Annotated in this window: 9 protein-coding genes; 8 read left to right on the forward strand and 1 reads right to left on the reverse strand. The window is 71.3% G+C overall.

What is annotated here, in order from left to right:
* Positions 1-76: 76 nt before the first annotated feature.
* The 5 genes from BLQ77_RS13875 to BLQ77_RS13895 all read left to right on the forward strand — a co-directional run bounded on the left by BLQ77_RS13875 (position 77) and on the right by BLQ77_RS13895 (position 8,107).
* Positions 77-1,465, forward strand: coding sequence for a YncE family protein (locus BLQ77_RS13875; RefSeq protein WP_089960119.1), 1,389 nt, complete (start codon positions 77-79; stop codon positions 1,463-1,465).
* A gap of 54 nt (positions 1,466-1,519) precedes the next feature.
* The gene (locus BLQ77_RS13880) at positions 1,520-3,151 is read left to right on the forward strand and encodes a (2,3-dihydroxybenzoyl)adenylate synthase (RefSeq protein ID WP_089960122.1); all 1,632 of its coding nucleotides are present in this window, start codon (positions 1,520-1,522) and stop codon (positions 3,149-3,151) included.
* Positions 3,148-3,375, forward strand: coding sequence for an acyl carrier protein (locus tag BLQ77_RS13885; protein ID WP_008887634.1), 228 nt, complete (start codon positions 3,148-3,150; stop codon positions 3,373-3,375). Before BLQ77_RS13880 ends, BLQ77_RS13885 begins: the two co-directional genes overlap by 4 nt.
* The gene (locus BLQ77_RS13890) at positions 3,372-7,517 is read left to right on the forward strand and encodes a non-ribosomal peptide synthetase (protein ID WP_165617102.1); all 4,146 of its coding nucleotides are present in this window, start codon (positions 3,372-3,374) and stop codon (positions 7,515-7,517) included. The genes BLQ77_RS13885 and BLQ77_RS13890 overlap by 4 nt, the downstream gene beginning before the upstream one ends.
* Positions 7,518-7,627: 110 nt before the next feature.
* Entirely contained in the window at positions 7,628-8,107 is a 480-nt protein-coding gene (locus tag BLQ77_RS13895; RefSeq protein WP_089960128.1) for a MarR family winged helix-turn-helix transcriptional regulator, read from the forward strand.
* A gap of 21 nt (positions 8,108-8,128) precedes the next feature.
* Here BLQ77_RS13895 and BLQ77_RS13900 read toward each other — a convergent pair whose 3' ends face one another.
* Complete coding sequence (locus tag BLQ77_RS13900; protein WP_089960133.1) at positions 8,129-10,069, reverse strand: TonB-dependent receptor plug domain-containing protein; 1,941 nt, start codon at positions 10,067-10,069, stop codon at positions 8,129-8,131.
* A gap of 363 nt (positions 10,070-10,432) precedes the next feature.
* On the opposite strand from BLQ77_RS13900, the gene BLQ77_RS13905 reads away from it, so the two are divergent.
* The 3 genes from BLQ77_RS13905 to BLQ77_RS13915 all read left to right on the forward strand — a co-directional run bounded on the left by BLQ77_RS13905 (position 10,433) and on the right by BLQ77_RS13915 (position 12,382).
* Positions 10,433-11,434, forward strand: coding sequence for a phosphatase PAP2 family protein (locus BLQ77_RS13905; protein WP_089960136.1), 1,002 nt, complete (start codon positions 10,433-10,435; stop codon positions 11,432-11,434).
* 85 nt (positions 11,435-11,519) lie between these two features.
* Positions 11,520-11,870: an MbcA/ParS/Xre antitoxin family protein gene (locus BLQ77_RS13910; protein WP_008887721.1), complete on the forward strand. Its 351-nt coding sequence runs from the start codon at positions 11,520-11,522 to the stop codon at positions 11,868-11,870.
* Positions 11,870-12,382 carry an RES family NAD+ phosphorylase gene (locus BLQ77_RS13915; RefSeq protein WP_089960139.1) on the forward strand — a complete coding sequence of 171 codons (513 nt, stop codon included), beginning with the start codon at positions 11,870-11,872 and terminating at the stop codon, positions 12,380-12,382. The genes BLQ77_RS13910 and BLQ77_RS13915 overlap by 1 nt, the downstream gene beginning before the upstream one ends.
* Positions 12,383-12,433 lie beyond the last annotated feature (51 nt).

Here is a 12,433-nt window from a genome sequence, read left to right on the forward strand (position 1 = left end):
CAGCCACAGCCTTGCTGCAGCCGATGGGTATCCCTGACCTGACCGGACGGAGGTCCGGCAATCGAAAGGCTATGACATGACCAAGACCAACCGTACCGGCCGCCTGCTGCGCTGCGTCGCGCTCTCGGCGCTGCTGATCGCGCCCGCGGGCCTCGCCGGCGCCGAGCCCTTTGCCGGGCTCGGGGCGTTCGACGGGCGCATCGGCGCCTCGGGGCCGGAGCGCGGCCCCATCGTCGCGGGGGGTGAGGCGCAGATCTCGGCGCGCGGCTTCCAGCCGGGCCAGAGCGTGGCGCTGCGCCAGGGCGGCGGCGCGCTGCCGGGCTCGCCCTTCACCGCCGATGACAAGGGCACGCTCAATGCCACTGTCGCCATCCCCGAGGGCGCGGCCCCCGGCGTCTACCCGGTGGTGGCCGAGCTTGGCGGCGACGCGCCCTTCGCCACGATCTTCGATCTCAAGGTCTCGAAGGTGCTGGGCCCGCTCAACACCGAGCGCTACGCCACCCAATCCGCCGAGATCGTGCGCAACCCCTATCAGGTCGCGGTGACCGGGGACGCGATCTTCGTCACCGGCGCCGTCGGCCGCCCGCCGGTCAGGGACTCCGAGCTTGCCAAGCTCGACCCCGAGACGCTCGAGATCGTGGCCCGGGTCTCGCCCCCCGCGGCGCCCGCCCGCGCCGACGGCAGCGACGGCGGCGTCTTCGCGGTCTACGGCATCGGCGTCGATGCCGAGGCCGGGCAGGTCTGGGTCACCAACACCCGGCAGGACACCGTCGCGGTCTATTCGACCGAGGACCTGAGCCTCATCAAGCAGTTCGAGCCGGGCACCGTGGCGCACTCGCGCGACGTGGTGGCCTTTGGCGGCAAGGCCTATGTCACCGCCACATTCGAGCCGCGCGTGCACGTCTTCGACACCGAAACGCTCGAGGAACTGGCGCCCATCGAACTGACCTCGGCCCGCCGCGGCGAGGACTTCACGGCAGCGAGCCTGTCGCTGGCGCCCGAGGCGGGCAAGCTCTTCGTCTCCTCCCTGCGCAGCGAGGAGGTCGCGGTGATCGACCTCGCCACCGGCAGCCAGTCCGGCGGCTTCCCGGTCGAGAATTCATCCAGCACCATCGGCCTCGCCGCCAGCCCCGACGGGTCGCGCGTCTACACCGTGGCGCAGGGCAATGACGCCGTGACCATCCTCGACGCGGTCAGCGGCGAACAGCTGGGCCAGGTGAACGCAGGTGCGGGCCCGCTCAACGCCGTGGTCGAGCCCGAAAGCGGCAACGTCTTCGTCGCCCTGCGCGTGGCGGATGCGGTTGCGGTGATCTCGCCCGAGGGCGAGATCCTTGCCAACCTCGAGATCGGCTCGACGCCCAACCACCTCACCCGCGACGCCGACGGCAACGTCTGGGTGGTGAACAAGTCCGGCGGCGAGGGCGATGACACCGCCAATCGTCTGACCCGCATCACCGCTCAGTAACGCGCCGCGGGGTCGCGCCCTGCGTGGCCCCGCGCTCCTGATCCCGAGAGCCCCATGACCGACCCGATCCAGACCTGGCCCGCCGATCTTGCCGCCCGCTACCGCGCGCGCGGCTACTGGCGGGGCGAGACCTTCCCCGCCATGCTCCGCGACCGCGCCGCCGCCCATCCCGACCGCGTCGCGCTTGTGGCGGGCGACGCGCGGCTCAGCTACGCGGCGCTGAACGACCGCGCCCGCAGCCTTGGCGCCGGGCTGCTGGCGCTGGGGCTGCGGCCCGGCGACCGGGTGCTGATCCAGATGGGCAACGTGCCCGCCTTCTTCGAGGCGGTGTTCGGCGCCTTTGCCGCCGGGCTGATCCCGGTCTACGCGCTTCCCGCCCATCGCCGCACCGAGCTTCTGCATCTCGCGGGCAAGGCGGCGGCGCGGGCGATCCTCGTGCAGGACCGCATCGAGCGCTTCGACCACGCCGCCATGGTGCTGGGCCTGCGCGGCGAACTGCCCGGGCTAGCCCATATCATCGTCGCGGGCACCGCGCCCGAGGGCACGCTTGCGATGGACAGCATCGCGGGCGATGCCGCGACGCTTCCCGCCGATCCCGACCCGCAATCGGTGGCCTTCTGCCAGATCTCCGGCGGCTCCACCGGCCTGCCGAAGCTGATCCCGCGCACCCATGACGACTACATTTACTCGCTCCGGGGCAGCAACGAGATCTGTGGCATCGACGCCGAGAGCGTCTACATGGCGACCCTGCCGGTGGCGCACAATTTCACCATGTCCTCGCCCGGCCATTTTGGCGCGCTCTATGCCGGGGCCCGCGTCGTGCTCTGCCCGGCGCCGCTGCCGCAGGTGGCCTTCGAGCTGATCCGCCGCGAGGGCGTGACGATCACCGGCCTCGTGCCGCCGCTGGCGCTGCTCTGGCTTGACGCCGCCGAAAAGACACCGCCCGCGCTGCCGAGCCTGACGCTGCTGCAGGTGGGCGGCGCCAAGTTCCTTCCCGAAAGCGCCCGGCGCGTCGCGCCGCTGCTCGGCTGCCGGCTGCAACAGGTCTTCGGCATGGCCGAGGGGCTGGTGAACTACACCCGCAACGACGACCCCGACGAGATCGTCACCGGCACGCAAGGCCGCCCGATCAGCCCCGACGACGAGGTGCTGATCCTCGATGATGCCGGCGCGCCCGTGCCCGAGGGCACCCCGGGCAACCTGCTGACCCGCGGGCCCTACACCATCCGCGGCTACCACGACGACGCCTCGGCCAATGCCCGCAGCTTCACCGAGGACGGCTTCTACCGCACCGGCGACATCGTGCAGCGCCTGCCCTCGGGGCATCTCGTGGTGATGGGCCGCGCCAACGACCAGATCAACCGCAATGGCGAGAAGATCTCGGCGGAAGAGGTCGAGGACCTGCTGCTCGGCCACCCGCAGGTGTTCGACGCGGTGGTGGTCTCGATCCCCGACGCGCGGCTGGGCGAGCGCGCCTGCGCCTTCATCCAGCCCCGCGAACCGGCGCCCACGCCCGCCGAGCTTCGCCGCTACATGCGTGGCCGCGAGGTCGCCGCCTTCAAGGTTCCCGACGAGATCCGCATCGTCGACGGTTTCGCTACCACCGCCGTCGGCAAGATCAGCCGCCGCCAGCTGCGCGAGATCCTGCGCGCCGATGTGCTGGCCGAAGAGGAGAAAACCCCATGACCCTGAGCCTCGACCGGATGCGCGCCGACATCGCCGCCGCCCTCGACATCGGCCCCGACGAGGTGGCGACCGACGAACATCTCGGCGATCTCGGGCTCGATTCCATCGCGCTGATGCGGCTGCTGATGGGCTGGGAAGAGCTGCAGCCGACGCTGCCTTCGGAAAGGCTCTACGAATGCGAGACGCTGGACGAGTTCTGGGCCATCGCCCGGGCCGCGCAATGAGCTGGCAGCCGCTGACCGAGGCGCAGGCGGGGATCTGGTACGCGCAGGCCCGCGACCCGGGCAGCCCGGTCTTCATGACCGGGCAGGCGCTGCACATCCATGGCCCGCTCGACGCCGGCGCCATGACGCGCGCGGTCGACCGGCTGGGGCAGGAGGCAGAGAGCCTCTCCCTGCGTTTCCGCGTGGGCGATCACGGCCCGCAGCAGCGGCTCGAGCCCCGCGGCGCACCGCGGCTGGTGCTGCGCGCAGATGTCGGGCCCGATGAAATCCAGGCGGCCCTGCTGGCCGAGGCACGGGTCCCGGTCGACCTGCTCCAAGGGCCGGTCGCGGGCTTCACGCTCTGGCGGCTCGGGCCCAGGCACCACGTGCTCAGCGAGCGCATCCACCACATCGCCGCCGACGGGCAGGCTATGGTGCTGATCACCCGGCGGCTGGCTGCGCTCTACGAGGCCGAGCTCATCGGCACCGACGCGGGCGAAGGGCCCACACCCTTTGCCCGGGCGCTGGACGAGGACGCGCGTTTCGCCGCCGCCCCCGCCCGGTCCCGCCAGCGCGACTTCTGGCACGACCGGCTTGCGGATCTTCCGCCGGTCGAAAGCCCCGCCGTGCGCGCCGCGGATGGCTGTGGACGCTGGTTCCACCGCGCCGAGGCGCCGCTGCCCGAGGGCACGGGCGCCGCAATCGCGCAACTGGCCGAGGCCGCGGGCGCCCACTGGACCGACGTGCTCACCGCCCTCACCGGCGCCTACGTGGCGCGGCACCTTGCATCCGTGGCAAGCGGCGCCGCGTCGGACGTGGTGCTTGGCATCCCGCTGCAGAACCGCATGGGCCGGGTGGCCCGGACCCCCTCGACGCAGGTCAACGTCCTGCCGTTGCACCTCGTGATCGACGAGACCGCGCCGCTCGCCGACTGGCTGCGCGGGGCCGCCGCGCGGCTCGCAGCCATGCGCCGCAACAGCCGCTATCGGGGCGAGGCGCTGCAGCGCGAGCTTGGCCGGATCGGGGCAGGGCGCAGGCTCTGGGGGCCGCTCGTCAACATCCTGCCCTTCGACGCCTGCCCGTCGCTTTTCGGCTGCGATACGCGGTTGCAGATCCTCGGCGCGGGGTCGGTCGATGACATCACCTTCTGCTTCCGCGGCGACCCCGGGGCAGGCCTGCTGGTGCAGGTCGACGGCAACGACGCACGCTATACCGCCGCCGAAACCGCAGCTCATGGCGCCCGGCTCGCGCAGTTCCTGGCGCAGGCCGTCACCGCCCGGACGCTGGCCGCGGTGCCGACCCTGACGCCCGCCGAGACCGAGGCCACGACGCTTGCCCGCAATGCCACGACCCACCCGGTGCCGCGCACCACGCTCACGGCGCTGATCGAGGCCCAGATGCGCGCCACCCCGGACGCCCCGGCGCTGGTCTTCGGAGACACCCGGCTCAGCTACGCCGAGCTCGATACCCTGAGCGCCGCGCTCGCGCGGCGGCTGGCGTCGCGCGGCATCGGGCCGGGCGCGGTCGTCGGCGTGGCGCTACCGCGCTCGGTGGCGCTGATCGTGGCGCTTTTGGGCGTGCTCCGCGCCGGTGCCGCCTACGTGCCGCTCGACCCCGAGGACCAGAGCGCCCGCCGCGCCGACATGATCGCCCGCGTCTCTCCCGCCGTCCTCCTTGGCGAGGACGGCTTCGATGCCGGATCCGTGCCCGTGCTCCACCCGCTCGCGCCCGAGGTGACGCCCGGCCGGCATGACGTCCCTCCCGACGACGCCACGACCGACTTGCCCGAAAGGTGTCCCCTCGCGACCACACCTCACCCGCAGGGCGCGACGCCGCCCGAAGCGACGCACGGGGCTCCCGACCGCACTCGGCTCGAAACCAGACGCGCCCCGTCCGACAACCCTCCTGTCGCGCTCGTGCGCGCCCCATCCGAGAGAACGTCCGTCGCCACCACGCGCCCCCAGTCAGACAGTCCGCCCCCCGAAGCGACGCGCCATCTTCTCGATAGCTCTATCCCCACGACCACACCGCATCCGCCCGCCCCCGAAGATGCCGCCTACGTGCTCTTCACCTCGGGCTCCACGGGGCGGCCCAAGGGCGTGGTCATCGAGCACGACGCCATCGTCAACCGTCTGCTCTGGATGCGCGAGACCTACGGCTTCGGCCCCGGCGACCGCATCCTGCAGAAGACCCCCGCAACCTTCGACGTCTCGGTCTGGGAGTTCTTCCTGCCCTTCCTCTCCGGCGCCACGCTGGTGGTGGCGCCCCCCGGCGCGCAGCGCGACCCGGTGGCGCTGGCGGCGCTGGTGCGGGCACAGGGCATCACCGCCATGCATTTCGTGCCCTCGATGCTCGAGCTCTTCCTTCAGGCGACGGCCTCCGAAGGGCTCGCCATCGCCCGGGTCTTCGCCAGCGGCGAGGCGCTGCCGCAGCGGCTGGTCGACCGTTTCCACCACCGCATCAGGGGGCGGCTCTTCAACCTCTACGGCCCGACCGAGGCGGCGGTGGACGTCACCGCGCACGAGGCGCTGCCCGGCCAGCCCGGGGCTTTCGTGCCGATCGGGCGGCCGGTCTGGAACACCCGCACCCATCTGCACGATGCGCAGGGGCGGCCGGTTCCGGACGGCGTGCCGGGGCGGGTCTTCCTCGGCGGGCGGCAGATCGCACGCGGCTACTTAGGCCGGCCCGAACTGACCGCCGAGCGCTTCCTCCCCGATCCCTGCGACCCCGGGGGACGGCTTTATGACACCGGCGATCTTGCGGTGAGCGACGGGGACGGCGTGCTCACCTTCGTCGGCCGCGTCGATCACCAGGTGAAGATCCGCGGCGTCCGCATCGAGCCCGCCGAGATCGACCGGGCGCTCGACGACAGCGGTCTCGTCCGGCAAGCCGCGGTGATCGTGACCGAGGGCCCCGACGGCGGCGCCCGGCTGCTGGCCTACGTGGTGCCCCGCCCGGGCGAGACCGCGGCCTCGATCCGCGCCGCGCTGGCCGCGCGGCTGCCGCAGGCGATGGTGCCGTCGCAGGTGGTGCCGCTCGACGCGCTGCCGCTGACCCCGAGCGGCAAGCTCGACCGCAAGGCGCTGCCCGCGCCCGAGACCGACCATCCCGGCGGCGCCGCGCCCGACAGTCCGACCGAGCGGCTGCTCGCGGTGCTCTACGCCGAGATCCTCGGCCTGCCGGCGCCCGCCACCACGGGGACGGATTTCTTTCTCGCGGGCGGCGACTCCCTTGGCGCGGTGCGGCTCTGCCTGCGCCTCGAGGACGAGCTGGGCGCCGATCCCGGCCTCGGCGCCGTGCTCGAAACCCCGGTGCTGGCCGACCTTGCGCGGCGGCTCGACGCCAGCCGCCCCGGCGCCGGGGCGCCCGACCTCGGGCTCGGGCCGGTGCTGCAGCTGTCGCAGGGCGAGGGCGCGCCGCTCTTCGCGGTGCACCCGGCGGGCGGGCTTGCGTGGTGCTACCGCAGCCTCGCGCTGGCGCTGCCGGGGGTGCCGGTGGTGGGGCTGCAATCGCCGCTGCTCGACCCCGACACGCCATCGCCCGCGAGCCTCGGCGCGCTGGCGCAGCGCTACATGGACCGCGTCGAGGCGCTGCAGCCGCAGGGACCGCTCACGTTGCTGGGCTGGTCGCTGGGTGGCATCATCGCCCACGCCATGGCCGCCGAGGCCGAGCGGCGCGGTCGCGAGGTCGCGCGGCTGGTGCTGCTCGATGCCTACCCCTCGGACTGCTGGCGCAACGAACCCGAGCCCGACGACGGCGCCGCCCTGCGCGCGCTGCTGGCCATCGCGGGCTTCGACCCCGAGGCCCATGCGAACCTCGCGACCCGCGCCGAGGTGATGGGCTTCCTGCGCCGCAAGGGCAACGCGCTGGCGCTGCTGCCCGAGGCGGTGCAGACGGGCGTGATCCGCAGCGTGCAGGCCACCAACGCGCTGGTGCGCGGCCACCAGGAGCCCCGCGTCGCGGCGCCGCTCCTGCACGTCACAGCGACCCGCGATCAGGAGGGCAGCGGCCGCCATGCGGGGCTCTGGCAGGCTTTCGCGGGCGGCGTCGAGCGGCTCGAGCTCGACTGCCGTCACCAGGACCTGATCGCGCCCGACCGGGTGACCGAGGTTGTGGCGGCGATGGCGGGCCGCCGCCTGCCGTCGCTGACGCCGGTGCGCTGAGCACAGCGCAGAAGCGCGGGCACGAAGGCGTGCGCCCCCGGGTGCTCGACCTTCGGCGCCCGGGCGGCTATCTCCCTGTGGTCAGCCCACCGGCCGCCGGAGATACCCCCTTGAGCCAGCACGACACCGCCGCCCCTGCCGATCCCTTCGCGGGCGATGCCTACCCCGAGATCGGCTACAACCGCGTGTGGTTCAACCTGATGCGGATCCAGCGGTCGCTCGGGCCGCGGATCGCCCGGGCGCTGCGCGAGGCGGGGCTCGAGGACCCGGTCTGGTACGAGATCCTGCTCGAACTCGAGGCGGCGGGCCCCGAGGGCATGGCGATGGCGGATCTCGAGGCCAAGCTCTACATGCCGCAATACGCGCTTTCTCGGCAGGCGCGGCGGCTCGAGGAAACCGGCTGGATCCGCCGCACACCGCGTCCCGGCCCCGGGCGGGGCCAGACCCTCGCGCTGACCGAGGCCGGCAAGGGGCTCGAGACGCAGGTCTGGAAGATCTACGAGGACGCGATCCGCACCCACCTGCAGGACCGGCTCAGCACCGACGAGGCCTACGCGCTGGCGCGCACGCTCATTCGCCTCTACCCTTAGCGGGGGGGGCGCAGGGCGTGGTCAGAACCTCGCCACGGCCACCAGCGAGACGGTGCGTCCCGGCTCCTTGAGCGTGGTGACGTCGCCGTATTCGCCGCCATACGTGCCGCGGTCGGCGTATTCCTTGTCGAAGAGGTTGGTGATCTCGGCCCGGACCGTCATGTTGTCGAACCGCGGCGGCACGTATTCCGCGAAGAGGTTCACCACCGCGTAGCCGTCGAGATCGTCGAGCCCCGAGGGCATCTCGTAATCCAGCGCCGCGTCCAGCCCGCCGCCGACGCGCAGCCCGTCGATGCCGGTCGTCTGGTCCAGTTCGAAAGCCATGACGGTGCCGAGCGGGGCGCCGAAGTCGAGCGCGTCGTAGCTCTGGGTCCGGTCGCCATCGACGAAGGCGTCGCTCTTCGACAGGGTGAAGCGCGCGAAACCGCTGTCCCAGCCGTAGGTGGCGCCAAGGTTGAAGCCGCGGCTCTCGAAGTCGAAGTTGTCGCTGCCGCCGCGCGCGTCCTCGATCCGGCTCACGAAGAGCTCGCCGCCGATCTTGAGCGCGCCACGCTCCCAGTCGAAGCCCAGCGTGGCGTTGCGCGCCCGGCTGGCCTCGAGCGTGCCGTAATCAAAGGGCGGCAGGAACAGGGAGAAGGTGTAGTTGTCCTCGATGTCGACGCCGCCGAACACCGACGACACGCCGCCGCGCAGGGTGAGGCTGTCGGTCAGCTTGTAGCTGGCCGAGAGGTTGGCCGAGGCCCCCTCGTGCGAGACCTCCTTGCCGGTGACCCCCTCGAAGGTCTGCCAGTCGTAGCGCGCGCCGAACGAGAGGCCGAGCCGGTCGGTGGGCGTCAGCCGGGCCTGCGCGAAGATGCCGTTCGTGCGGCTGGTCTCGGTCTGGTACTCGGCGTTGTCCGGGCTGTCGTATTCACCGAAGCTCTCCTGCCAGTCGACGCCCGCGTCCACCGTGCCCATCGAGAGGTTGAAGGTGTTCTGCAGCGTCGCGGACTTGGTCCAGGACAGGCCGTTGCTGTCCCAGGGCTCATTGATGATCACGTCGCTTTCTGAGTAGCCGATGCGCACGGAGGGATCCCAGAGCCCGGTCGCCATGGTGTTCTCGTAGCGCAGGGAATAGCTGCTGCGGGTGGTCTCGTAGCGTCGAAGGGTCTCGCCCGGGTTCACCGGCCCGCCGAAATTGGCCCGCCACTGGCGCAGCGCGTCGTCGCGCAGCTGCTGGGCCGAAAGCTCGAACCGGTGCCCCGAGGGCGCCTCGTAGACCACCTTCCCGAGCAGGCTGTCGAGATCCGCCGCGGTGCCGCCGATGGTGTCGCCGGCGCCGGAATCGTAATCTTCACCGCTGGCACGCTTGGCATAGCCCAGCACCGACAGGCCGCCGCTGCGCCCGGCAAGGGTCAGCGCCCGCTGGAAGGTCTCGCCGTTGTCGCCGTAGCTGAGGCGGACGTTGCCGCCGAATTTGCGCCCGTCCTCGAGAATGCTGTCCGGATCCACGGTCTCGAAGACCACCGAGCCCGCCAGCGCATAGGGCCCGGCATCGGCGGGCGAGACGGTGGCATCGACCCGCACCTGCTCGAGCAGACCGGGGTCTATGGCATTGGCGGTGACGTGGTGGAAGGCGCGGTTGTTCTGCGGCGTGCCGTCGACGGTGACGCCGAGGTTGAGCATGTCGACGCCGTTGACGAAGATCTTCTGCGCGATCGGAATGCCGCCGCCGACCGAGACCGAGGCGATGCCCGCAAACACGTCCTTCAGGTCGCCGGTCCGCGCCCGCTCGAGCTCGAGCCCCGAGACATACATCGAGGTCGCCCGGTCGGCGGCGCCAGACACCGGGTCCCTGGCCTCGAAATAGATCGGATCGAGTTCGTAATATCCCTCGAGTTCCTGTGCACCCGCTTGCCCCGCGCCGAGTGCTGCCGCCGCGGTTCCTGCAAGCAGGAGCCGTCGCATGTTGTGATGCGCCATGGCTCTGTCCCCTGATGTCCGGAATGTCTCCTGTCGCTGGGGCGCTGCCTGGCTGAGGCCGGACCGTAGTCGCGGCATGCATAACATGCAATTGCATGTTTTGGCCGACATGGGCAGCGTGGCATTCCGACGACACCTGCCCGCAAGGCGGGCAAGCGACACCTCGGGCCCGAACAGGCACCACGGCCCTTGCCCCGGCGGGAATTTGCCGAGCGGAGCCCGCAACTTGGCAGGGAGACCCTCGCGACATTTCTTGCCGCTTGCCTTCCCGAAAGTGGCCGATAGCCTAGATGTCACGTTCCGGATGGGTTGCCTCGTAGGGCGACACCACGTTTCCTTACGCAACCCAGGGCAGCAGAACCCGTGATCCCCGCATTTTCCTTCTTCGTTTTCGGCATCGCCTATGCGCTGGCCTCCTTCGTGATCGCGGTGTTGCTGCGCGACGGGGTGGTCCGCGACATGCTGTCCACCATGACCTCCGATCCGGACGTCTCGCTCTGGTACGTGGCGGTGATCGCAGTGCTGGTGTCGCTCTGGGCGATGCGGGCCGAGGCCCGGCGCGGCGTCGGCACGGGCAGGGCGGTCGGCAACGTGCTCATGGTCTATGCGGCGATCTTCGCGCTGCACCTCGGCTTCACGCTGTTCAAGACCACGATGCCCCAGATCGTGCCCTATTACGCAGACCCCTACCTTGCGCGCTTCGACGCCTGGCTGCACGGCCATGTCGACGCCTGGGCGGTGATCAACCGCGCCTTCGGCTCCGAGACCATGCTGCGCCTCGCGCCGCTCTACCACGGGCCGTGGCTGGTCGTGGCCTTCCTGTTCCCGGTGGTGCTGGTGGCCTGCGACGACGACCACGCGCGGGTGCGGCGCTATCTCGTTCTGTATTGCGCCAGCTGGATCGTCATCGGCAACGTGCTGGCGCTTGGCGGCATGTCGGTGGGTCCGGTGTTCTATGACCGCATCTACGGCAGCGACCGCTTCGCCTCGCTGACCTCGATGCTGAGCTTCGCCGGCGTCGGCGACACCACCATGGGCGCGCTGCAGGATTACCTGTGGGAGATGTACTCGGCCGGGCAGCGCAGCTTCGGCGCCGGGATCTCGGCCTTTGCCTCGGTGCACGTGTCGGTGGCAACGGTGGTGGCGCTTTACTGCGGCGAACGTTCGCCGCTTCTGGCCTTCCCGGCGGCGCTGTTCTGCGGGTTGATCCTGCTGCTGTCGATCTGGAGCGGCTACCACTACGCGGTGGACGGCTATTTCTCCATCGGGGTCATGGCGCTCTTGTGGATGTACCTGCGCCGCCGCTCCCGCACGTCCGAGCCCGGCACCGCCAACGCCGTGCTGCTGCAGGTCCGCAAGGACTGAGCCCGCGCCCCGGCACGGCCTCGGCACTTGAAAATCGGTGATGGTGACGCTATATTGCGTGGCAATCACCGATAGGAGCCAGGGCATGCACATCGCAAACTTCGCTGAAGGCGGGCAGTTCGAGCCCCGCAAGATCGCCGCCGCGCTCCGCACCTCGGCGGAGGAGGTCGCGATGACCGTGGGGCTCGGCAAGGACGCCCTGCAGCGCCGCACCCGCATCAGTTCCGACAAGACCCAGCGCCGCCTGCGCGAGCTGGTCGAGGTGCTCAACAAGGTCGAGCCGCGCTTCGGCTCCGAGCTCATGGCCTATGCGTGGTACCGGTCCGAGCCGCTGCCCGGTTTCGACGGGCGCACCGCGATGCAGCTGGTGCAGGAGGGCAAGGCGCAGCAGGTGCTCGAATACATCGACGCGGTTGACGCCGGCATCTTCGCCTGATGCCCCTGACAGACGGGCGCTACGCGGGGCCGCTCTATCGCGCCCTGAACCCGGTCTATGCGCGCGAGCCCCTGTCGGGCCGCGGCGCCGAGCTTTACGGCGGCCGGTTCAACGCCAGGGGCACGCCCGCGCTCTATACCGCGCTGGACCCGGCGACGGCGCTGCGCGAGTCGAGCCAGGCGGGCAGCCTGCAACCCACGGTGCTGGTCTCCTACCGCGCCGACCTCGGGCCGGTCTTCGACAGCCGCGACGCGGGCGCGCTCGAGGCACGGGGCATGTCGGCCGGGGCGCTGGCGGATCCGGGCTGGCGGGCGGCGATGCTCGACGGCAGGCCGGTGCCGACGCAGGAGTTCGCGCGCGCGCTGGTCTCCGACGGGTTCGCAGGCCTGCTGGTGCGCAGCTACGCCAAGGGCGCGACCGGGGCCAACCTCAACATCGTGCTCTGGCGGTGGACGGATGAGGGCAGCGCGCTGGCCGTGATCGACGACGAGGACCGGCTGGGGCGCATGTGAGCGCCTCGGCCGCGCGATGGTCCGGACCTTTCGAACGGCCCGGACAGCGCG

Source organism: Salipiger thiooxidans, assembly GCF_900102075.1.
Lineage (GTDB): Bacteria > Pseudomonadota > Alphaproteobacteria > Rhodobacterales > Rhodobacteraceae > Salipiger > Salipiger thiooxidans.